Annotated in this window: 18 protein-coding genes and 1 riboswitch; of the genes, 13 read left to right on the top strand and 5 right to left on the bottom strand. The window is 65.9% G+C overall.

The genetic code is table 11. From position 1 onward, the window contains the following. Positions 1 to 232: 232 nt before the first annotated feature. Positions 233 to 1,456 carry a pyridoxal phosphate-dependent aminotransferase gene (locus LOY34_RS14315; RefSeq protein ID WP_195884253.1) on the top strand — a complete coding sequence of 408 codons (1,224 nt, stop codon included), beginning with the start codon at positions 233 to 235 and terminating at the stop codon, positions 1,454 to 1,456. Here LOY34_RS14315 and LOY34_RS14310 read toward each other — a convergent pair. After that, complete coding sequence (locus LOY34_RS14310) at positions 1,415 to 2,062, bottom strand: DUF1345 domain-containing protein (protein ID WP_123566602.1); 648 nt, start codon at positions 2,060 to 2,062, stop codon at positions 1,415 to 1,417. The genes LOY34_RS14315 and LOY34_RS14310 overlap by 42 nt on opposite strands. A gap of 115 nt (positions 2,063 to 2,177) precedes the next feature. Between LOY34_RS14310 and LOY34_RS14305 the strand changes: the two genes are divergently transcribed. Continuing rightward, positions 2,178 to 2,984 (top strand): hypothetical protein, encoded by an 807-nt coding sequence (locus LOY34_RS14305; protein ID WP_195884252.1) that lies wholly within the window; start codon positions 2,178 to 2,180, stop codon positions 2,982 to 2,984. A 181-nt stretch (positions 2,985 to 3,165) separates the two neighbouring features. Continuing rightward, positions 3,166 to 4,080: a tyrosine recombinase XerC gene (xerC, locus tag LOY34_RS14300; RefSeq protein ID WP_093382210.1), complete on the top strand. Its 915-nt coding sequence runs from the start codon at positions 3,166 to 3,168 to the stop codon at positions 4,078 to 4,080. Between the two features lie 19 nt (positions 4,081 to 4,099). Here the strand turns inward: xerC and LOY34_RS14295 are convergent, their stop codons facing one another. From LOY34_RS14295 to gspG, 4 genes are all read right to left on the bottom strand, one after another. Then, positions 4,100 to 4,765 (bottom strand): TenA family protein, encoded by a 666-nt coding sequence (locus LOY34_RS14295; protein WP_093382213.1) that lies wholly within the window; start codon positions 4,763 to 4,765, stop codon positions 4,100 to 4,102. Between the two features lie 3 nt (positions 4,766 to 4,768). Further along, positions 4,769 to 5,416 (bottom strand): TenA family protein, encoded by a 648-nt coding sequence (locus tag LOY34_RS14290; protein ID WP_093382217.1) that lies wholly within the window; start codon positions 5,414 to 5,416, stop codon positions 4,769 to 4,771. An 81-nt stretch (positions 5,417 to 5,497) separates the two neighbouring features. Then, positions 5,498 to 5,612, bottom strand: a riboswitch (TPP riboswitch). A 38-nt stretch (positions 5,613 to 5,650) separates the two neighbouring features. Continuing rightward, positions 5,651 to 6,838 (bottom strand): type II secretion system F family protein, encoded by a 1,188-nt coding sequence (locus LOY34_RS14285; protein ID WP_093382220.1) that lies wholly within the window; start codon positions 6,836 to 6,838, stop codon positions 5,651 to 5,653. 15 nt (positions 6,839 to 6,853) lie between these two features. Next, entirely contained in the window at positions 6,854 to 7,276 is a 423-nt protein-coding gene (gene gspG, locus LOY34_RS14280; RefSeq protein ID WP_045198278.1) for a type II secretion system major pseudopilin GspG, read from the bottom strand. 177 nt (positions 7,277 to 7,453) lie between these two features. On the opposite strand from gspG, the gene LOY34_RS14275 reads away from it, so the two are divergent. The 10 genes from LOY34_RS14275 to LOY34_RS14230 all read left to right on the top strand — a co-directional run bounded on the left by LOY34_RS14275 (position 7,454) and on the right by LOY34_RS14230 (position 22,879). Beyond that, positions 7,454 to 8,053: a lytic transglycosylase domain-containing protein gene (locus LOY34_RS14275; RefSeq protein WP_195884251.1), complete on the top strand. Its 600-nt coding sequence runs from the start codon at positions 7,454 to 7,456 to the stop codon at positions 8,051 to 8,053. Positions 8,054 to 8,239: 186 nt separating this feature from the next. Then, positions 8,240 to 14,119: a manganese-oxidizing multicopper oxidase MnxG gene (mnxG, locus tag LOY34_RS14270; RefSeq protein WP_195884250.1), complete on the top strand. Its 5,880-nt coding sequence runs from the start codon at positions 8,240 to 8,242 to the stop codon at positions 14,117 to 14,119. A gap of 14 nt (positions 14,120 to 14,133) precedes the next feature. Continuing rightward, positions 14,134 to 16,113, top strand: coding sequence for a YncE family protein (locus LOY34_RS14265; RefSeq protein ID WP_195884249.1), 1,980 nt, complete (start codon positions 14,134 to 14,136; stop codon positions 16,111 to 16,113). Beyond that, positions 16,110 to 16,757, top strand: a complete 648-nt coding sequence (locus tag LOY34_RS14260; protein WP_093382236.1) for an SCO family protein — start codon at positions 16,110 to 16,112, stop codon at positions 16,755 to 16,757. The genes LOY34_RS14265 and LOY34_RS14260 overlap by 4 nt, the downstream gene beginning before the upstream one ends. Continuing rightward, positions 16,754 to 17,398: an SCO family protein gene (locus LOY34_RS14255; protein ID WP_230090865.1), complete on the top strand. Its 645-nt coding sequence runs from the start codon at positions 16,754 to 16,756 to the stop codon at positions 17,396 to 17,398. Before LOY34_RS14260 ends, LOY34_RS14255 begins: the two co-directional genes overlap by 4 nt. A 3-nt stretch (positions 17,399 to 17,401) precedes the next feature. Further along, entirely contained in the window at positions 17,402 to 18,937 is a 1,536-nt protein-coding gene (locus tag LOY34_RS14250) for an ABC transporter substrate-binding protein (RefSeq protein ID WP_195884248.1), read from the top strand. Then, positions 18,934 to 19,581 (top strand): SurA N-terminal domain-containing protein, encoded by a 648-nt coding sequence (locus LOY34_RS14245; protein ID WP_123566611.1) that lies wholly within the window; start codon positions 18,934 to 18,936, stop codon positions 19,579 to 19,581. The genes LOY34_RS14250 and LOY34_RS14245 overlap by 4 nt, the downstream gene beginning before the upstream one ends. A 229-nt stretch (positions 19,582 to 19,810) precedes the next feature. Continuing rightward, the gene (locus LOY34_RS14240; protein WP_093382246.1) at positions 19,811 to 20,347 is read left to right on the top strand and encodes a response regulator; all 537 of its coding nucleotides are present in this window, start codon (positions 19,811 to 19,813) and stop codon (positions 20,345 to 20,347) included. 53 nt (positions 20,348 to 20,400) lie between these two features. Then, complete coding sequence (locus LOY34_RS14235; protein ID WP_195884247.1) at positions 20,401 to 22,101, top strand: GspE/PulE family protein; 1,701 nt, start codon at positions 20,401 to 20,403, stop codon at positions 22,099 to 22,101. Further along, complete coding sequence (locus LOY34_RS14230) at positions 22,052 to 22,879, top strand: hypothetical protein (protein WP_195884246.1); 828 nt, start codon at positions 22,052 to 22,054, stop codon at positions 22,877 to 22,879. Before LOY34_RS14235 ends, LOY34_RS14230 begins: the two co-directional genes overlap by 50 nt. Position 22,880: the final 1 nt, after the last annotated feature.

The raw sequence follows: 22,880 nt of genomic DNA, 5'->3' as shown, positions 1-22,880 counted from the left end.
ATTGATGGCGCCAGTGTCGGCCCAGGATGATGACGGTTTGTCGAGAGTTTGACCCAGCTCACGTTCCCCGGCAGGCGCGGCGACCACTTTGGTGTTGGCGGCAAACGTTTGCTGGCAATATTTCCCCGCCTGCTATGGCGCCGCTCTGCTATTTTTACCGACAGTCGGCTGGGATGCTTGCCTGGGAGTTTCAGACCAATGGCGCGTCCAGGTTCAGTCAAGGAGACCGTCCATGCGTTATTCCGCGCTCACCCAACGTATCGCCGGTGACGGTGCTGCTGCCTGGAACATCCACTACCGCGCCGTCGAACTGCAAGGCCAGGGCCGGGATATCATCCTGTTGTCGATTGGCGACCCGGACTTCGACACCCCGCAACCAATAGTCGACGCCGCCATCGACAGCCTGCGCGGTGGCCACACCCACTATTCCGATGTGCGCGGCAGCGAGGCCCTGCGCCGCGCCATCGCCGCCCATCACACCCGCCACAGCGGCCAGCCGGTCGACCCGCTGGAAGTGGTGGTGCTGGCCGGAGCGCAATGCGCGCTGTATGGCGTGGCCCAGTGCCTGTTCGACCCGGGCGACGAGGTGATCGTCGCCGAGCCCATGTATGTCACCTACGAAGCGGTGTTCGGTGCCTGCGCCGCAAGGCTGGTGCCGGTGCCGGTACGCCCCGAGCAGGGCTTCAGGGTCGACCCTGACGACATCGCCCGGCGTATTACCCCGCGCACCCGCGCCTTGCTGCTCAACAGCCCGCACAACCCCTCTGGCGCCAGCCTGCCCAAGGCCACCTGGCAGCGCCTGGCGCAGCTGTGCATCGACCACGACCTGTGGCTGATTTCCGATGAGGTCTACAGCGAGTTATTGTACGAGGGCGAGCATTTCAGCCCGGCCAGCCTGCCGGGCATGGCCGAACGCAGCGCGACCATCAATAGTCTGTCCAAGTCCCATGCCATGTCGGGCTGGCGGGTCGGCTGGGTGATCGGCCCGCAGCAGTTGACCGAGCACTTGAGCAACCTGGCGCTGTGCATGCTGTACGGCCTGCCGGATTTTATCCAGGACGCCGCCCAGGTGGCCCTGGAGCAAGACCTGCCCCAGGTGCGGCAGATGCGCGAGCGCTACCGCGAGCGGCGCGACCGGGTTTGCGCAAGCCTTGACGGCTGCCCGGGCATCCGCGTGCACAAGCCCGATGGCGGCATGTTCGTGATGATCGATATCCGCGAGACCGGCATTGGCGCCCAGGCCTTTGCCGAGCGTCTGCTGGAGGAGCATGGGGTGTCGGTGCTCGCTGGCGACGCCTTCGGTCCCAGCGCCGCCGGCCACCTGCGTTTTGGCCTGGTGCTCGACAGCGACCGTTTGCAGCAGGCCTGCCAGCGCATCGCCCGTTGCGCCATGCAGGTGCTTGAAGGCGTGCCGTCAGTTCAACAGGCCGGCGGCGATGTTGATGGTAAAGCCTAGAATCGCGGTGTTGAACACGAAACCCACCAATGAGTGGGCGAGGACGATACGGCGCATCTGCCGGTCGGCAACGCCCACGTCCGAGGTCTGCACGGCGACGTTGAGGGTGAACGAGAAGTAGTGGAAGTCCCAATAGTCGGGGTTCAGCTCGCCATCGGCAAAGCGCAGCAAAGGCTCCTTGCTGCCGGCGGTGTAGAACAGCCTGGCGTAGTGCAGGCTGAAGATGGTGCCGATCATCAGCCAGGAGCCGGCAATGGTAAAGCCGGTGTAGGCGTAGTGCAGCAGTTGCGGGCCACCGGCAAGGCCGCGGCTGGCGGCCAGTTGCAGGGTCACTGCGGCAAGGCTGGCGATCGCTGCGATGCTGACGGTGAGCAGCACCAGGCCGGCGTTTTCATCTTCGACACAGGCCACTTCGCGTACCTTCTCGGGGCTGGCGCGCAGGGTCAGCCACAGCACCAGCAGCAGGTACAGCCAGACGCCGATGTTCCAGCCAGTGAGGATGTGCTGCACCAGATTGTCGGCGGGAATCAGCCAGCCGCCCAGGCAGCCGGCAACGGCAGAAAAACTCAGGCGCGGGTGGGTGCGGGTCAGTCGATGGAAAGCCATGGGGCCTCGGGGCAGGGGGTTCCTCGGCAACTGTAGCCCATCGTTGCCGGCTGCGGGCGCGGAAATGCTTGCTGGCGGGCGCGGCCTTGGGCATTCTTGCGCGCCTCGTTTGCTCATGGATGACGCCCCTTTGTTCGCCCCCTCTTTAGGCCTCGCCGCGTGCGCCCTGGGCGCTGCGCTAGCGCTTGGCGGTTGCAGCCACGGTATCGAGTCGATGCCGCTGGAATTCACCTCGTTCACCTATCACGATGGTTCTTACTCCCTGCGCTTTCGCAGCGACGAAGAGATTATCAGCCTGTTCGAACGGCATACCGGCGACGGGCAGATCGGCGAGTGGTTTACCTGCGCCCTGGACGATGACCAGGATTTCACCGTTGGCCATGCGATGATCTACAGCCTGGTTGGCGGTGTCGATTTCGAGGGCATCTCCGAAATCAAGGGCTACAACTACGTGGTCAACGCGCATTTCTACAAGACCACCCCGGACCGCAGCACGCAGACCGAACTGCTCAAGCCGGCGATCCAGCGCCTGCTGGCGGACAAGGCGCAGATCCCCTGCAAGCTGAGCATTACCGCGTTTCTTTACGATGCCTACTATTCGAAAACCCTGCAGTTGCCGGTCGACCAGGTGCTCACCGAAGTGGCCCGGCACCGCGAGCGCCTGGTGCAGTGGCAGCCCGAGCCGATTGTCATCGGTCGTTCGCCCCTGGTGCCGCGGATCGAGCCGTTGCCGCTGTACAGCGACCGCCTGCAAATCATCGATAACGACACCGGCCGCCCACGCGGCCACGTGGCCTATGTGGTCAAGCGCAGTGACGGCTACCTGGAGCATGGCGAGACGGATTTCAACGGTTTGACCCATGAAGTCATGTCGCTGACCCGCGAAACCGTGAAGCTGTACCTGGATGACGCGGTGCCATGAAAATGCCCTCAATCGATTCCGGGGGCGTCGATGAGGTACTATCGGGATTCTTGCCGTGGCTAAAAAGGCTTGCCAATCAATGACCTGATTGTGATGCAGGTCAGTGGCCACGGTGTTGTCACGAGTCAGACTGGCCCGTTGCAGGCCCCTGACCTCAGCTGCGCTCTACAGGATTCCCGGTTTGTCCGATTCACTGCAAAACCCCTTGCTGCAATACCTCGCCCGCCTGGCGCCGTCCAGCCAGCTGACCATGAAGTACATCCTCCAGGATGCTGCCGACCGCCTGGGCTTCGAGGATTGCGACATCGCCGAGGTGCCCTGGCACCAGCTCGAGCCCGGGCATGTCACCGCGCTGGTGGCGGCCTTGCGCGCCGACGGCTATGCGCCGAACACCTCGTCGCTGTACGTCAACGCGGTGCGCGGGGTAATGAACGAGGCCTGGCGCCTGAGCCTGATCAGTCAGGAGCAGTTGCTCAAGATCCGCACGGTCAAGCCGACCCAGGGCACGCGCCTGCCGGCCGGGCGCAACCTCAAGCGCAGCCTGATTCGCGAGCTGATGGACGCCTGCGCTGCCGACCCGCGCCCGCAGGGGTTGCGCGATGCGGCGGTGATCGCCTTGCTGTACGGCACCGGTATGCGCAAGTCCGAGTCGGTCAACCTGACCCTCAGCCAGGTCGACTTCAGCGAGCGCAGCCTGCAGGTACTGGGCAAGGGCAACAAGCAACTGATCAAGTACGCGCCGCCCTGGGCGTTTGCAAAGCTCAACGCCTGGCTGGCGTTTCGCCGCGAGCAGTTGCCTGAAGGGCAGGCCGACGACGAGTTCCTGTTCAACCGCATCCGCCGTGGCAGCCACATCACCCGCGAGCGCATCACCAAGCACGCGATCTACTACATCGCCCGCCAGCGTGGCACCCAGGTCGGGGTAAAGATCATGCCCCACGATTTTCGCCGCTCGTTCATCACCCGGGTGATCGAAGAGCATGACCTGTCGATCGCGCAAAAGCTGGCCCACCACACCAACATCCAGACCACCGCCAACTACGACATGCGCGATGACAACGAGCGGCGGCGGGCGGTGGATCGCTACGATTACTGACCTGTGGAATCTTTGACCCTTACTGTCCAGCCGCATCCAGCCCCATCTGCCAGAAGTCGGCTTCCAGCCGCGAGGCCTGGGCGAAGACCTTGACCAGTTCCTCGAAGCGGCGCTCGGTCATGGTTCGCGCGGCCAGGTCATCCAGGTGCGCACGCGCAGCCGTGGCCACGCCCTGGTAGCCGGCGCCTGCGTATTCGCCAATCCACTCGCGGTAAGGGTGATCGCCCAGTGCCTGAACGCCGTCGGGGGTCAGGTTGCGGCCGATTTCGGCGTAGCCGATCACGCACGGCGCCAGGGCCACGTGCAGGTCCAGCAGGTCGCCGGCGGCGCCGCAGTCCAGCACGAAGCGGGTGTAGGCGACAGTGGCCTGGTGCTCCGGTGTCGCCGCGAGGTCGTCGGCCGACAGCCCCCAACGCTCGCACAGGCGCACGTGCAGCTCGGTTTCGTCGAGAATCGCCGCCAGCCCCGCCTGGGCGGCGCGGATGTCGCTGAGGGTGCGGCTCTTGTAGGCGGCCAGGGCCCAGGAGCGGGCGAACTGGATCAAGAACAGGTAGTCCTGTACCAGGTACTTGCGAAACGCCGGTTGCGCCAGGGTGCCGGCGCCCATCTGGCGAACGAAGTCGTGCTCGACGTAGCTGTGCCAGTCGGCGCTGGCGGCCTGTTTCAGGCGCTCGAAGATATCCATGGCTTAGCCCTCAATGTCGTAGGCGGCGTCGAAAAACGCCTGTTCCAGCGCCACGCTGCGCAGGAAGAAGTCGCGGCTGACCTGTGCGTGTGCAGGCCCGACGCGGTCCAGCTCGGCGCGTAGAAAGGCGACAAAGTCCTGGAACGCCGGGTTGTCGTGCAGGGTGATCCACTCGGCGTGCTCGAAGCGCGGCGGCAGTTGCTTGTTGGCCCGCAGCGCCCAGTCCAGGTACAGGCCCTCGGCGACGTTGAGCACCGCCAGGGCGGCGGCGTAGGAGCGGGTGGCCGCGGCTTCGCGCATGATCGCCTTGAAGCCTGCGGTCGGCGCTGAGTCCGGTGCCTCAAGGCGCTGCGCCTCGCTGACGCCCAGGGCTTCGAAAGCGCGCAGGAAGTAGGTGTTCTCTTCACCGGCGATCACCCCGGTAAAGCGCCCCAGGCGAATCCGCGCCTCGAAGGTATCGGCGCTGGCGATGGCGGCGCCGAGCAGGGTCAGGAACGCATCGATGAAACGGTGATCCTGGATCAGGTAGTTGACCAGCACAGGGTCGGCCAGGCTGCCGTCGAGCAGTTCATTGACGAAGCGGTGTTCGATGCACTGGGTCCAGCTCGGCTCGCTTTGCTGGCGAAGGCTGTCGGTGAAGCGCGCGGTCATACTGTTGTCCTTTTTATCGTGACGACAGCGGGGCCGGTGATGGCTGGCATGGTCGGCCCCGCAGTGAGGCCGGCAAAAAGGCAGGTGCACAATACCCATCCCTTCGCCGGCATGATCCGGATCAGGTTCGAAGGGTCACCGCGCTGCACATGCCAGCGGTTTCTCAGCCCGTTGCCGGGCTCCCCTTGGTGGCCGAATCTATACAGCAAGGGCCCTGGATTGTCACGCGTTGCGCTAGTGGATGCTCGAGGCCAGCTCGAAGATCGGCATGTACATGAGGATCACGATCAGGCCGATCAGCAGGCCGATGAAGGTCATCAGCAGCGGCTCGAACAGGCGCACGAACCACTCGATCCAGCGGCTGATCTCCTCGTCGTAGAAGTCGGCGCTGCGCTCCATCATCTGCCCGAGGTTGCCCGACTGCTCGCCAGCGCGCAGCAGGCGCAACGACACTGGCGTCACCAGGTGCCCGGCCTCCAGCGCCGCCGACAGCGACTGGCCTTCCTTGACCCGTTCACAGGCCTGCTCCAGCCGCAGGCCACTGGCCGCGCCGAGCAGGCCGCGGGCCATGGCCATGGCGGTGAGAATCGGGATGCCGCCCTGCAGGAGGATCCCCAGCGAGCGGTAGAACCGCGCCAGCTCATACATCACCAGGCGTTTGTGCAGGGCCGGCAGGCGTTCCAGCTGGCGGTTCAGCCAGCGCCGCACCCGCGGCTCGCGACGCAGCATGAACAGCAGCGCCATGAGTAGGCCAAAGCTGCTGGCCATGGCCAGCTGATGCGCGTGCAGGAACATCCCGGCCTGCATCAGCCAGCGCGACATCCACGGCAGCTCGGTGCCCAGGCCTTCGAACACCAGACTGAAACGCGGTACCACATAGCCGAGCAGAAACAGCACCACGCCGCCGCCGACCAGCAACAGCAGCAGCGGGTAGATCGAGGCGCTGATGATCTTCTGGCGCACTTCGTCCATGCGCTGGCGGTAGGCAACATAGCGGCCGAGGGCATCGCCCAGGGCGCCGGTCTTTTCGCTCGATTGCACCAGTGCCACGTACAGCGGCGGGAACACGCTGGGCAACTGCGCCAGGGCCTGGGAGAACGACTTGCCTTCATACAGCAGGCGCACCAGTTCGCCGAGGGTCTTGCGTGCCTGGGGCGCGGTCTCTTTTTCGGCCAGGCTCTCGAGGGCGTCGATCAGCGGCAGGCCAGCATTGAGCAGGGTGGTCAGCTCCTGGCTGAACAGCACCAGGTTGAACACCTCGCCACGCCGCCAGCGCAGACCGGCCAGGCGCTGGCAACTGCGCACGCTGACCACCCGCAAGCCTTGTTGCTCGACCTGCTCGCGGGCCTGGCCCGGGTCCTGGGCGTCGACCTGGAGCAAGACCACCCCGGCCTTGCCCAGGGCCTTGAGTTCATAGCGCATGCGCAAGCCCTCCGGTTATTGCCAACTGGTGATCTCGGCATTTTCGCCATCGCCACCGGGCTGGCCGTCCTTGCCCATCGACAGCAGGTCGTACTCACCGTTTTCACCGGGCTGGCGGTAGATGTAGTTACGCCCCCAAGGGTCTTGCGGGACCTTTTTCTGCAGGTACGGGCCCGACCAGCGGGTTTCGTCGCTGGGTGCCGCCACCAGTGCCTGCAGGCCTTGCTCGGAATTGGGGTAATGCCCCACTTCCAGCCGGTACAGGTCCAGGGCCTTGCTCAGGCCTTCGATCTGCGCCCGGGCGACCTTGGCCTCCGAGCGCCCCAGCTGGCTGAAGTACTTGGGGGCAACGATGCCGGCCAAGAGGCCCAGCACTACCAGGACTACCAGCAGTTCGAGCAGGGTGAAGCCGCGTTGCGCGCGATGGTTGTTGTTCATAGCCAGGCCCTCCACAGGTGCGCTGCAAGGCCTTATGCAATTGCCGTGCGCGTCTGCGCCGGGCCTTTGCCGCACGGGCCTGGCAAGGCGGCACAGTGCTTGCGTCAGAAGGGTAACGCCCTGGCAATCGGGGCATATGCCCCACTTTCTGGGGGACGCAACGGGGAGGGTGGCACGATGCGCTGGCTCACTGCGGCAATCCTGGCCTGGCTGGCCACAGGCAATCCGGCTCAGGCCGATGTGTACATCTCGATCAAGGCCGATGGCAGTTATGTGTTGAGCAACGTCCACCGGCCGGGGCGAACCTACCAGCGGGTCATCAGCGAGGCCGTGAGCCTGGCCAGCAACGGCCCGCAACTGATCACCGGCATGCCCTACGCCGAAGTGGTGGCGGCAGCGGCGCAGGCCAACGACCTGCCGGCGGCCTTGCTGCACGCAGTGATCCAGGCCGAATCGCGCTACGACCCCAACGCCCGCTCGACCAGCGGCGCGGCCGGGCTGATGCAGCTGATGCCCGACACCGCCAAGGAAATGGGCGTGAAGAATGTCCTCGACCCGGCCGCGAACGTGCAGGGCGGGGCGCGCTACCTCAAGCGCATGCTGACCCTGTTCGACAACGACATCACCCTGGCCGTGGCCGCCTACAACGCCGGGCCAGATGCGGTGCTGCGTCGCGGTCGGGTAGTACCGCCGTTTGCCGAAACCCAGCGCTACGTGCCCAAGGTGCTGCGCCAGTACCGGCGGCTGCAGGGCCTGGCGGTGGATGCGCCTTTGTAATCGCAAAACCTGTGGGAGCGGGCTTGCCCCGCGATGAGGCAACCCCCGATTAGTGGGGAATACCGGGGAATCACCCCCAATCAAGATTCATTCAGCTTTATAAGCTACTGAAAAACAACAATAAAAAATTTGGCATGGGCCTTGCTCCGGCCCCTCCAGAGTCCCCTTGCACCACCGAGGCACGCCATGATGACTCCAATCAAAGGCTCAGTCCTGACTTCACTGCTGCTTGCGGCCGCCAGCCTTGCCTGGCAACCGCTCAGCGAAGCTGCCGTGCGCTGCGAGCGCAACCTGGTGGCCAATGTGGTGGCGCTCGATCAGCCACTGATGTTCAACCGCCTCGGTGCGCAGAACGCCAACGGCATGATGTTCGCCCTGCGCCGCGACGTGGTCGACGAGCACCAGGTGTCGCTGGCCACTGGCGGCGCCGCGGTACCGGGCAAAGTCAGCCTGCGCCCGGACAAACGCCCGCGGCCGATCGTGCTGCGGGTGGCGGCGGGCGACTGCCTGACCATCAACCTGCAAAACCTGCTGGCCTACCAGGCCAACCCGAACAAGCACGGCATCGACCACGAGCAAGAGAACGAGGTCGAAGGCGAGGAAAACGAAGGCGCTGAGAACGAAGCCGGCGAGGGCAACGAGCAGGGCGGCGAGCATTTTGTCGCCGACGAGCAGGTCAGCGACCGTCATGTCGGTTTTCAGGTCAACGGCATGCAGGCGGTCAACAGTATCGGTGACATCGCCGCCAATACCGGGCGCAACGGCAACTTCCTGATCGCCCCCGGCGCCAGCCGTTCCTACACCCTTTACGCCGAGCGTGAAGGCGCGTTTGCCGCCACCAGCCAGGGCGCGACCTTTGGCGGCGAGGGCGGTGCCGGCAACGTCGCCAATGGCCTGTTCGGCCAGGTGGTGGTGGTGCCCAAAGGTGGGCGCACCTTCCGTAATACCCTGACCGAAGAAGAGATGCGCCTGAGCAGCAGCGGTCGCACCCCCACCGGCCAGCCGATCGTCGACTACCAGGCGCGCTACCCGCAGCAGGAGCCGTGGATCCGCGAAGGCAAGGCCGGTTCGCCGATCATTGCCATGACCGATGGCAACGAGATCATCTCCAGCGAATCCGACGCAATTGTCATGGGCCCCAACGCCGATGGCAGTTTCCCGGCCTCGACCTACCCGCTGGAAAGCATCGGCAAACGCAACCCGGCGATCCCCAACCGTCTGGAGCCGTTCCGTGATTTCGCCGCGCAGTTCACCGACGAAGCCGCCTCGACCCAGGCCTTCCCCGGTTACTGGGCAGACCCGGTAATGGGCCATGTGCTGGAGCCGACCCGCGACTCGTTCATGATCAACTATGGCTCCGGCGGCATGGGCGCCGAGGTTGTGGCCAACCGCCTGGGCGTGGGGCCGATGCATGACTGCCTGTCATGCGCCTATGAAGAGTTCTTCTTGAGTTCGCACACCGTCGGCGACGTGGCGATGCTGGTGGACGTACCGGCCAACGTCGGCCTGGAGAACATCCGCCCGGGCCAGACCCCGAGCGCCGAGCAGGTCGGGGTTAAGGCGACCATGGCCCTGTACCCGGCGGAACCGGCCAACGTCAACCACAGCTACATCGGTGACATGGTCAAGTTCCGCAACACCCACAACGGCCACGAGCAGCACATCTTTCACCTGCACGGCCACCAGTGGCTGTTCAACCCCAATGACGACAACTCCGACTATGTCGACGCCCAGGGCATCGGCCCGGGTGTCGGCTACACCTACGAAATCGCCAACGGCGGCTCGGGCAATCGTAACCGCGTGGCCGGCGATGCGATCTATCACTGCCACTTCTACCCGCACTTTGCCCAGGGTATGTGGAGCATGTGGCGGGTCCACGATGTGTTCGAAGAAGGCACCCGCCTGGAAGTCTCCGGGCAGAGCGAAAACGGCTATCACAGCGTGCCGTTCGCCTTGCGCAGCGGCAAGCCGGCCGCGGGCGCCCGGGCCTTGCCGGATGGCGAGATCGTCGCCGGTACGCCAATCCCGGCCATCGTGCCGTTGCCCGGCAAGGCCATGGCGCCGATGCCCGGCAAGGTCGCGGTGATTCCCAAGCTGGCGCAAACCCTGGTTGCCGCAAACCATGACGACGATGAGCAAGAAGAGGGCGATGATGACGCTGGCCATGACGACGCCGCGCCGCGCGCAGTCGGCTCGCTGGCCCTGGTCGATCGCAGCGAGGCCAACCGCAACGCCGACGGCAGCCTGAAGAACCCGGGCTTCCCGTTCTGGATCGGCGGCATGGAAAACACCGTCGGCCAGCGCCCGCCAACCCCGCCGCTGGACATGCTCGACCCGGCCAAGGCGCAACAGTTGAAAAACTCCGGCAACGCCCTGTGGGCCAACCTCGACCCGGCCCAGGTCGGTGGCTGGGACGGCGGCCTGCCACGCCATGCCCTGGACGGCCTGTCGGCCGGCGGCGAGGCGCTGGTGACCACCACTGCGCTGGACTTCACCAAGGCCATCACCAAGGCCAAGGCGGTGTTCCTGCCCGAGGAGGGTACCGACGTCGAACAGGCGGCGATGAGCTTCCATTCCAAACTGGAGCACCCAAGCTATGCCGTGCTGCCTGGCAAGCAGACCGTGGCGCGCAACTTTCGCACCAACGGCGCCGCACCTACCGCCGGCGCGCCGTACTACGAGCCGTGCATGGATGATCGCGCCAAGCGCCTGACCCAACTGTCCGGCGCCGGTGAGTTCAACAGCGGCGAGCGCCTGGACGGCATGAGCTTTACCGGCAGCTCGACTTTCACCGCCGACCGCCCGCGCATCTACAAGGGCGCCAACATCCAGTTCGACGCGGTGTACAACAAGGTCGGCTACCACTTCCCGCAGGCGCGGATCATCAGCCTCTGGGAAGACGCCTGGGCGGTGATCAACAAGCAGCGCCCGCCGGAGCCGCTGGTGATGCGCATGAACACCTTCGACTGCGTGATGTACCAGCACACCAACCTGATCCCCTCGTACTATGAAATGGACGACTACCAGGTGCGTACGCCAACCGACGTTATCGGCCAGCACATCCACCTGCCCAAATGGGACTTGACCGCCGCCGATGGTTCGGCCAACGGCTGGAACTACGAGGACGGTATCCTTTCCCCTGGCACCGTGGTCGAGCGTATCCACGCGATTCGCGAGTTCAACGAGTGCCGCGCCGGCGACCCGCGCGAAGGCACGGCCGAGTGCCCGGTGGCCAAGGCGCACCCGTTCTTCGGCCGCTACGGGCGCGCCGACTGGCTGGGCGCGCGCACGGCCATGCAGCGCTGGTTCGTCGACCCGGTGGTCAACGTGCACAACGTCGACCGTGGCCTGGGCACCATCTTTACCCACGACCACCTCGGCCCATCGACCCACCAGCAACTGGGCCTGTACGCCACCGTGCTGGCCGAGCCTGCCGGCTCTACCTGGTACCACGCCGAAACCGGCGAGCTGCTGTACAACAGCGCCCTGCGCGAAGACGGCGGGCCGACCTCGTGGCAGGCGGTGGTGAAAACCGGCGACCTCGATGGTGACGGGCGCAACGACAGCTACCGCGAGTTCTTCCTCGAGTACAGCGACTTCCAGCACGCCTATGAGGCCGGTGTTTACGTCGGCGCCGGCCCGGACGGCATCCCCAATGCCCAGGCTTACCCGGCCAGCGCCGACAGCTTCCGCTATGCGATCAACCCGCCGGTGCGGCAGAAGGCTTCGAACCTGCTGGAATCGGTGGTCGAGTCGCGCGGCGGGCTCAACCCGGGCTGCCCGAGCCGGCCTTGCCCGCAGGCAATCTCGGTGGATGACCCGGGCATGTTCGTCGTCAACTACCGCAACGAGCCGCTGGCCCTGCGCGTCTACGACCCCAACAAGGTCGCCCCCGACGGCAAGCGCGGCATGCAGGCCGACGGCCTGGCCGGCGATCTCGCCTATGCCATGCAGAGCCGCACCGACCGCGCCATCCCGGCGATGAACCTGTCGCCGGCGGCTGTTACCTCAGCCGTGGGGCCAACCGGTGGCACCACCTTGTTCCCGCCGCACATCAACGCCGCCGGGGCCGAGCCGGGCGACCCGTTCACGCCGATGCTGCGCACCTACTCTGGCGACAACGTGCGCCTGCGCATGCATGCCGGTGGCCATGAAGAGGAACACAACGTGACCCTGCATGGCGTCAAATGGCTGCAGAACGGCTCGGGCTTCGGCAACAGCTCGAACTCCGGCTGGAAGGCCTCGCAGATGGTCGGGATCTCCGAACAACTGGGCTTCATGGCACCGGTGTCGATGATCTCCAGCGCGTCGGCGCCCAACGGTGACTACCTGTATTCGCTGGACGCCGCCCACGAAGGCTACTGGAATGGCATATGGGGCGTTATGCGCAACTACAGCAACAGCCGCAACGACCTGTTTGCCCTGCCCAACAACCCGTTGCCGATGGCGGCGCGCAATACCGTGGCGTTTGACGGCATCTGCCCGCGCTTTACCGCCAACACCAATGGCATCGGCACCCGGCCAACGGTGCAGCGCAGCTATGAAATCGTCGCCGCCCTGGCCAACGATATCCTCGCCAACTCGCTGGGTGTGAGCATCACCGACCCGGCCGGCGCCGGCCAGCACGTCGGCGGCCCGCTCAAGGCCAACGGCGGCACCCTGGTGTACAACAGCCGGCGCACCAGCATCCCGCAGGTGACGGTGACCGACTCCGAAGATGGCGAGACCTTCACCATCGGCGGCCACAGCGGCCCGCTGCACGACCCGACGGCAATCCTCTATGTGCGCAAGGCCGACCTCGACCCGGGCACCGGCAAGCTCAAGCCCGGTGTGCCGATCGAGCCGCTGGTGCTGCGCGCCGCTGCCGGTGAGTGCCTGAAGGTCACCCTGGAAAACCGCCTGCCGCTGGTCATGCCCGACCTGCCGAGTACCGCCGTGATGCAGAACGTGGTCAAGCGCGACCGCAATGGCAGTGAAGGCTCCACCGCCTTCAACAACAACCTCATGCGGCCCTCCAGCCATGTCGGCCTGCATGCCCAGTTGCTGGCCTACGACATCACCAAGTCGGACGGCGCCAACGTCGGCCAGAACCCGGTGCAGACCGTGCCGCCACGGGCCGGCAACAGCGGCGCCTACCCGAGCAAGGTCTACCAGTACTACGCCGGGCACCTGGAGCGCGAAGGCAAGCCGGTGCTGCAGATGGGCCGTGCGGTGGACAACATCAACACCACCGCCATCGAGTTCGGCGGCCTGAACATCACCCCGGCCGATGTCATCAAGCAGGGGCAAAAGGGCTTGATCGGCGCCATGAGCATCCTGCCGCTGGGTGCCACCTGGAGCGAAGACACGGCCAGCCGCGCCTCGGCCACCGTGCAGGTGCCGGGGCAAACCGCCTACCGCGACTTCGCCACCCTCTGGCAACGCTCGCTGAACATGCGCTGGGCCGATGGCCGGCCGGTGGAGGGCATTGCCACTGAAGGCAACGGCGTGCCGGGCGATCCGAAGGACAACTCGAACATGGCCATCAACTACAAGACCGAGCCGTTGTGGTTCCGCTTCGGCCTGGCCCCGGATGCGCCGTTCGGCCATGCCGATGGCAATGGCTGGGCCGATGTAGCCAATGCCCACATGGCCTACAGCAACGCCCTGGTCGGCGGCGATCCGCAAACCCCGGTGCTCTGGGCCAAGCCTGGCCAGCCACTGCGCAACCACGTGCTGATGCCCACCGGCGGCAGCCGCGGCATTACCTACCAGCTCGACGGGCACCTGTGGCCGCTGCACGCCTACCAGCCGGAGAAGGCCGACCCCGGTGGCTACCCGATGTACCAGCCCGGTATCGGTTCGGTGCGCTTTGGCTACAACCCGCAGGCCATGTACATCGGCGCCCAGGAGAGCGTGCTGCCGGCCGCGCACTTCAGTTTCATGCTGCCTAGCGCCGGCGGCAGCAACGCGGTGCCGGGTGACTACCTGTTCCGCGACTACGCCGCCTACGGCAACGCCTCCGGGTTGTGGGGGATCCTGCGGGTGACCAACGAAACACCACCGGCCACGCCGCCAGCACAGTGAGTGAGGGGAAGGTCATGAACAATAAGAATCGACCGCTGTACCTGGGCCTGCTGGTGGGCCTGACCCTGATCGGCCTGGGGGTGAGTTACGAAAGCCTGTGGTGCGACCCGCGCAGCGAGCAGGTCGAAGGTGACCCCCAGGGCCTGCATAGCTTCAGCCGCGACGGCGTCAGCGTCGAGTTCGAGGCGCGGCCGCTGGGCAGCGGCGGGACCTTGACCGAAGGCAGCTTCGCCAATGTGCGCTTCAAGATCACCGACCAGAACAGCGGCCAGCCATTGTCGGGGGTATCCCCCGGCGCCTGGCTGGACCCGGCGCTGACCGGCGAAGCGGCCAAGGACCGCAGCACCAGTTGCAAGGCACGGGTGGCGCTGTTTCTCAAAAGCAGCATCGGCGCACGGCCCTTGCTCGATTTGAACAGCTACTTCCTGCTGGTGCTGAACAAGGACGCCAGCCTCACGGTGATTGATCCGTCGGTGTCGGTGGGCGGGGTCACCAGCACCCTGGCGCGCATCGAACTGCCGGGCACACCGATGGACTGGGTGGCGAGCAAGGATGACAAGCAGGTCTACGTGTCGATGCCGGAGCGCGGAGAGGTGGCGTTGATCGATACCGAGACCTTCCAGCGCGTCGCCAACCTGCCGGCCGGCAAGCAGCCGCTGCGCCTGGCGATGCAGCCCGACCAGCGCCTGCTGTGGGTCGGCAACAATGCCCGCGACGCCCAGAGCAGCGGGGTGACAGTGATCGACGTGCCCAGCCGCAAGACTCTGAAGTTTTTCGCCACCGGCGCCGGTCACCACGAAATCGCCTTTAGCAGCGATTCGCGCTACGCCTTTGTCAGCAACCGCGACAGCGGCACCCTGAGCGTGATCGACGCCAGCGAGATGCGCCTGGTGAAAACCCTCAAGGTCGGCTCGCACCCTTTGTCGGTGGCTTATTCGCCGCTGTCCCAGGCGGTGTACGTGGCCGATGGCCGCGACGGCAGCATCAGCGTCATCGATGCCCGCAGCCACACCCAGCGCCACCTGATCGAAGGCAAGCAGGGCCTGGGGCCGATGCGCTTCAGCAATGACGGGCGCTTCGGCATCGTCCTCAACACCCTGCAAAGCCAGGCCATGGTCATCGATGCCAGCAGCGACCGGCTGATCCACAGCCTGCCGGTGGCCGCCGAGCCCTACCAGCTGACCTTCACCCAGGCCTATGCCTATGTCCGCGGCCTGGCCTCGCCCAAGGTCAGCATGATCAACCTCAGCAGCCTCGGCGAAGGCCGCCAGCCGATCGTCCAGGGCTTCGAAGCCGGGCCCGCGGCGCCGCGCCAGGCCGGTGACCTGCCGCTGGCCCAGGGCCTGACCGTGGCCCGCGACGAGAACTCGGTGTTTGTGGTCAACCCGGTGGACAACACCACCTACTTCTACGCCGAAGGCATGAACGCGCCGATGTCCGGCTACGCCAACCGTGGCCACAGCGCCCGCGCCGCGCTGGTCATCGACCGCAGCCTGCGCGAGGTGGCGCCGGGGGTGTACAGCTCGACCATCAAGCTGCCGGCCGCCGGTACCTTCGATGTCGCCTTTTTGCTCAACCAGCCGCAGATCATTCACTGCTTCAGTACCGAAGTGGCGGCTTCCAGCAGCGCCCCGCACCGGCAGACGCCACGGGTGGAGTTCCTTATCGGCCCCTCGGTGGTCGACCAGGGCCGGCCGCTGATCGCGCGCTTTCGCATCAGCGAGGGCAACGGCACGCCGCGCACCGGAATCAAGGACCTGAGCCTGCGCTACTTTCTCGCGCCCACCTCGCGAGCCCGGACCAGCGTGGTCCGCGAAGTGGGCGAGGGCATCTACGAGGCGCCGCTGGAACAACTTGAAGCCGGTGCCTGGTACCTGCACGTGCAGGCGCCGTCATTGGGCAAGCGCTTTGCCGAGAACAACTACACCAGCCTGCGGGTAATGCCCGCCGGCGCACAGCAAGCATCCGACGCCGGACCAAGGAGTGTGCAATGAAACTGCTCGATCGCTGCAGACTGTTCAGCCTCTGCCTGCTCGCCGCCAGTTGCGGTATCGCCCAGGCCCACAACGGTGTCGACCACAGCGGCCATGGCGCGCCCGCCGCCCACCAGGAAAAGACCTCGGTGCGCTTTGCCGATGTCTCGTTGCTCGACCAGAACGGCATGCCGGTGCGCCTGGAAAAGGACCTGGTGGCCGATCACCTGGTGGTCATGGGCTTTATCTACACCAGTTGCACCACGGTGTGCCCGGTGGTTTCCTCGATCATGGCCAAGGTGCAGAAGCAGCTGGGCGGCCGGGTCGGCACCGAAGTGCAACTGGTGTCGATCAGCGTCGATCCGCAGCGCGATGATCCCAAGCGCCTGCTCGGCTACGCCCAGGCGTTCCAGAACGGCCCGGGCTGGAGCTGGCTGACCGGCACCCCGTATGCCATCAACGAAACCCTCAAGGGCCTGGGCAGCTTCAGCGCCGACCTAGGCCAGCATCCGCCGCTGATCCTCGTCGGTGACGGCCACAGCGGCCACTGGACGCGCTATTACGGTTTTACCGACCCACAGCTGCTGATCAGCGAGATCGACCGCCTCAGCGCCCGCCGGGTGCACGCCAAGCACACCGCCATTGCCCAGGAGGTGCAACCATGAGCGCCGTCAGCCGTGGCATGCGCAGCACCGACTGGCTGGCCCTGGCGCTGTGCCTGTGGATCCTCAGCGCAGTGGCCCTGGCCCATGAAGGCCATGGCGCACCACCGCCCAACGCCACCCCGGCGACGGCCGAGGGCGGGACCCGCGACGCCCGCACGTACTTCACCGACACCGTGCTGCAGGACCAGAACGGCCGTAACCTGCGCTTTTACCAAGACGTCCTGAAAGACCGCGTGGTGCTGCTCAATGTGATCTTCACCCACTGCAACGACGCCTGCCCGCTGATTACCCGCAAGCTGCGCGAGGTGCGCGAAGCCCTGGGCGAAGACGCAGCCAGCAAGGTCACGTTCATTTCCCTGAGCAGCGACCCGCAGAACGACACCCCGGCGGTGCTCAAGGCCTTTGCCGAAAAACAGGGGGTGGACAGCGCCAACTGGCTGTTCCTCACCGGTGACAAGGCGCAGATGGACCTAGTCTTGGCGCGCCTGGGCCACCTGATTCCAAGCCCCGAGCAGCATTCGACCCAGTTGATTGCCGGCGACGTGGCCAACAAGCGCTGGAGCAAGATCCGCCCGGACGCGCCGGCGCAAGCCATCGCCCAGCGTCTGCAACTGCTGTCGCAACCCTTGGCGGGGCGCTGAGCCATGGCCGCGCGCCTGGCTATCGGCCTGCTGCTGAGCGTGCTGCTGGTCAGTCCGCTGGCCTGCGCCCTCGAGCTCAGCCCGCAGGAGCTGGCGGGCAAGCGCCTGTACCGCGAAGGCCTGTCGAGCAGCGATGCCCAGGTGTCGGCGCGGGTTGGCGCCGCCGACATGCTGGTGCCGGCCAGCGTCGTACCCTGTGCCAGTTGCCACGGCAACGATGGCCTGGGCCGGGCCGAGGGCGGAGTGCGTCCGCCTTCGTTGAACTGGCAGCGCCTGGCTGGCGGGCAGGGCATGCGCGAGGTCAATGGCCGCCGCTATCCGGTCTACACCGAGGCGAGCCTGGCCCGCGCCATCCAGGAGGGCCGCGACCCGGCCGGCAACCGCCTGGACCCGGCGATGCCGCGCTTTGTCCTGAGCATGGCCGACCAGCGCGACCTCAGTGCCTACCTCAAGCGCCTGGCCGATGACCGCGACCCGGGGCTGGAGGAACAGACCCTGCGCCTGGGCACCTTGCTGCCGACCCAGGGCGCCCTGGCCGCGCCTGCGCGGGTGGTGGCGGCGGTGTTGGCTGACCGTATCGAGCAGATCAACCGCCAGGGCGGCATTCATGGCCGCAGCTTGCAGCTGGTCAACCTCGACCCCGGCCCCGACCAGGCCAGTGCCGAGCAGGCGCTGGCGCAACTGATCGACCAGCAGCGGGTATTCGCCCTGGTCGCGCCGATGGCGCCGGCCCTTGATGCCACGCTGGCCGCGCGCCTGGAGCAGGCGCGCCTGCCGTTGATCGGCGCCGCCCCGCAGCTGGCCGGCAGCCGCCAGGTGTTCGACCCCTTGCCCGGGCTGCGCGAGCAATTGCTGAGCCTGGCTGACTATGCCCAGGGCAGCCTGTCGTTGCAGCAGGCCCAGGTGACTATCGTCTATGCCGAGGCCAGCCAGGCCGCGCGGGCGGCCAATCTACGCGAGGCCTTGCTGGCGCGCGGCTGGAGCCAGGTCAAGGTCGAGGCCTTCGAGCAGCAGGCGCCGACCGGGCAGGCGCTGTTCTATCTCGGCAAGGCCTCGGGTTTCAGCCGCCTGACCGACGCCTTGCAGCAGGCCGGGCGCACGCCTTACCTGTTCGCCGCCTCAAGCCAGGTCGCCAGCGAGCTGCTGCTGGTACCACAGGCGTGGTCGCGGCGGGTGTTCCTGGCCTATCCGTTCATCCCCAGCGACTGGACCGCCCAGGGCCGCGAGGCGCTCACCGCCCTGCGCCAGCGCCAGGGCCTGGATGGCCGCCAAGGCTTGTTGCAGGTCAGTACCTGGTGCGCCATGCAATTGCTTGAAGAAGCGCTCAAGCGCGCCGGGCGTGATGCCAGCCGCGAGAAACTCACCCAGGCCCTCGAAGGCCTGCACGACGTGCACACCGGGCTGACCCCGGCCCTGGGCTTTGGCCCGGGCCGGCGCCAGGGCCTGAACGGTGCGCATGTGGTCACCGTTGAAATGCCCGGCCCGGTGTTCTATCCGGTTGCCGCTTACCAGAGTGTCCTTGAGACGAGGTCGCCATGAACCGCCTGATGCCGTTGCTGCTGTGCCTGTTGGCTGTATCGCTGCACGCCGCGGACGGGCCGCCGGCGGCGCGGGTCAACGGCGTGGAGATCAGCCAGATGCGCCTGGAGCGCTATTTTGCCGAGTATCTTGAGGACCAGGGCAGGGCGCTGACCAGTATCCGCAACCCCAGCGTGTACAAGCGCCTGCGCGAACAGGCGCTGAACGACCTGATCGACCGCGAGCTGCTGTGGCAGGAGGCCCAGCGCCAGGGCGTGGCGGTCAGTGATGCCGAGGTCGAGGCGCGCATCGGCCACCTGCGCCAGGCGTTCGGCAGCAATGAAGTGTTCGAGCGGCGCCTGGCCGATGCCGGTTTCGACCCCCAGAGCTTTGCCGCTTACACCCGTCAGGAGATGGCCGCGCAGCAGGTGTTCGTGGCTGCCAGCCGCGTGCCGGAGCCAAGCGCGGCGCAGGTGTCGGCGTTCTATCAAGCCAACGCGAAAACCTTTGCGGGTGGGCAGAACCAAAGCCAGGGCGACCCTGTCCAACGGGAGCAAGGACTTGCAATGGCTAAAACCCTTCTTATCGATCAACTGCAGACGCAGGCGCGTCAGGCGTTGTTGCAACGCTTGCGCGACAGCGGTCAACTGCAGCGTATCGACTGAGCGCAGCGCCGCCCCCACTATTGGGGGCAGCACTAGGGGCAAAACGCCATCTGTCCCCCGGGATTGGGGAAGGGGCTAGCACCCGTTTGCGTCTATGCTTACAGAATCAACGACATAGCACAGTGATTTGCGCCGTATCACGTCTGGCACGAAGCATGCGTAAGCCTCTACAAGGCCGCACTCGTGCCGGGCCGGGAAACCGGGCCAGCGATGCTTCAGGGAGTGGACCTTGGTGAACAGAGTATTGGTAGTCGATGACGAACAGACCCTTGCCGGCAATATCCAGGATTACCTGGTTCTGCAAGGCCTCGACGTCCATGTTGCCCACGACGGAGCCAGTGCCATCGGCGCTGCCGAACGCACCCGCCCCGAAGTGGTAGTGCTGGATTATCGCTTGCCCGATATGGAGGGGTTTCAGGTTCTTGAGACTGTGCGCCAACAAGGTACGCGCTGTCATTTCGTGCTGATCACCGCCCACCCGACCGCCGAGGTCCGTGAGCGGGCCAGCCAACTGGGTGTCAGCCATATCCTGTTCAAGCCTTTTCCCCTGGCGGAACTGGCCCGCGCAGTCCTCGACCTGATGGGCATCAAGCGAGAAAGCCGGCGCGCAGCCGACAAGGACACAGGATTCGTCGAACGACGCCAGAGCAGGAGTGAGAGTTTCCCCCTGCAGTTGTTCGACGGTAGCTGGGTCCTGGCCGATCGCCGACGTAATGGCGCACGGCCGCCGGGGCCCGACGACGACCAACTGCTCACCGGGGAATAACGCGCGAGCAGGGCTGAACCAGGCTCTCCGCGCCCCGCGTCGGAGAGCATGCCATGGAACCGTTGTCGCTCGTTCCTCCCGTTGTAGCCAGCACCCCGGCGCCCCTTGGTCGCGCGCTGCTGGCCCAGGCCAGGGCCAGTGCCGAACTCAGCGGCGAGCGCCTGCTCGATACCCTGCAATCGCTCAGCGGTCTTGAGCCGGCAGCGTTTGTCCAGTGCCTGGGCGCCACCCTGCATTACCCGCTGCTCGACGGCCCGGCGCTGTTCGCCGCCACGCCGCTGTTCGAGCGGGTCAGCCTGGCCCAGTGCCTGAAACGCGAATTCATCCTCCTCCAGCATGACGGCCAGACCCTCGGGGTGTTCGCCGACCCCTTCGACGACGCCCGCCTGGCCTGGATCGATGACTGCCTGCAAGGCGCACCGCTGTACCTGGTGCAAGCCGCTGAGCTCACGGGCTTTCTGGCCCGCCACGAAGAGAGCTTCCACGCGGTCGATTCGCTGGACACCGAGAACGAAACCGCCAACGAGCTCGACAGCCTGCAGAGCCTGTCGCTGGCGAGCATCAGCGAAGACCAGAGCCGGGTGGTCAAGCTGGTCAACTCGACCCTCTACGATGCCCTGAAGATGCACGCCAGCGACATTCACCTGGGCGTGACCGGCAGCGGCCTGGTGATCAAGTACCGCATCGACGGCGTACTCAACAGCATCAGCAAGGTCAGTGGCAGCGAGTTCGCCGACCAGGTGATCTCGCGGATCAAGGTCATGGCTGAGCTTGACATCGGCGAGAAACGCGTGCCCCAGGACGGCCGCTTCAAGATCGGCATCAGCGCCCGGCAGATCGATTTCAGGGTGTCGATCATGCCGAGCATTTTCGGCGAAGACGCGGTGTTGCGGGTGCTCGACAAACAGGACCTGGCCGATCGCGTCAGCGGCGTGCAGTTGCAGGCCCTGGGCTTTGAACAGCAGACCCTGCGCAGCCTGCGCCGGCTGGCCAGCGAACCCTACGGGATGATCCTGGTCACCGGCCCCACCGGCAGCGGCAAGACCACCACCCTTTACGCCATGATCAGCGAGATCAACCACGGCGTAGACAAGATCATCACCATCGAAGACCCGGTCGAGTACCAGTTGCCGGGGGTGCTGCAGATCCCGGTCAATGAAAAGAAAGGCCTGACCTTCGCCCGCGGCCTGCGCTCGATCCTGCGCCACGACCCGGACAAAATCATGGTCGGCGAAATCCGCGACCCGGACACTGCGCAAATCGCCGTGCAGTCGGCACTCACCGGGCACCTGGTGTTCACCACCATCCACGCCAACAACGTCTTCGATGTGATCGGCCGCTTCAGCCAGATGCAGGTCGACCCCTACAGCTTTGTCTCGGCGCTCAACGCCGTGCTGGCCCAGCGCCTGATTCGCCTGGTGTGCCCGCACTGCGCCGCTGCCCAGCAACCCAGTGATGAAGAACTCGTCGCCTCGGGCCTGGAGCCCGGCCAGGTCGGCCATTACCGCTTCGTTCACGGCAGTGGCTGCGGCCAGTGCCGGGGCAGCGGTTATCGCGGGCGCACGGCGATTGCCGAGCTGCTGCACCTGGATGACGACCTGCGCCAGATGATCGTCGAGCGCAAGCCCCTGGCGCAAATCAAGACCCTGGCCTGCCAACGCGGCTTGCGCCTGCTGCGCAGCTCGGCGCTGGAGCTGGTGCGTGATGGCCGGACCACCCTGGAGGAGATCAATCGTGTCACTTTTATCGCCTGATCGCTTTATCGCCGTGCTCGGCGCCCAGGGTGTGGGCCTGTGCCAACGCCAGGGTCAACAGCAACGCTGGCTCTCAAGCCTGGACTTTATCGCCGAGCGCAGCCTGGCCTGGGCCGTGGCCCTGGAGTCGCTGCAGCACCTGCTGGTTGAACATGCCGGCAAGGGTGCGCAGTTGCAGGTGTTGCTCTCGGCCCAGTACAGCCGCTTCTGCCTGGTGCCCTGGAGCGCCGCCATCAGCCGCCCGGACGAGTTGCAGCAGTACGCCCGCGCCTGTTTCGAGGCGCATTACGGGCAGAGCCTGGAAGGCTGGCGCATTGTCGTATCCCCCGAAGCCGGCGGTTGCCCGCGCATCGCCAGCGCCACGCCGCAGGCCTTGCTCGATCAGCTTGAGGCCCTGTGCCGCAACCTTGGGCTACGCCTGCGCTCGACGCGGCCTTACCTGATGGCGGCCTACAACCACTTTGCCGAGCAACTGGGGCAGGGCGACTTTCTCTTCGTCCTGGCCGAGCCGCAACGCAGCGTCTGCCTGCTGGCGCAAAACGGCGCCTGGCAGCACGTCAGTGCCCAGGGCTGCAGCGACAGTGACCAGGCCCTGCAAGCCTTGATCGCCCGCCACAGCGAGTTGCACCAGGGCGAGGGGCAACTGCCGGTGTACCTGCATGCGCCCGGGCGCCTTGAGCCAGTACCGGCGCTGGCGGGCGTGCAACTGTGCGAGCTGGCGCCAGCGCCGCTGGCGGTACGCGACGTGCTGTGCAGCATGTCACGGGCGGTGGCCTGAA

It is taken from the genome of Pseudomonas sp. B21-009, assembly GCF_024749345.1.
Lineage (GTDB): Bacteria > Pseudomonadota > Gammaproteobacteria > Pseudomonadales > Pseudomonadaceae > Aquipseudomonas.
This window is presented reverse-complemented; position numbering and strand designations above follow the sequence as displayed.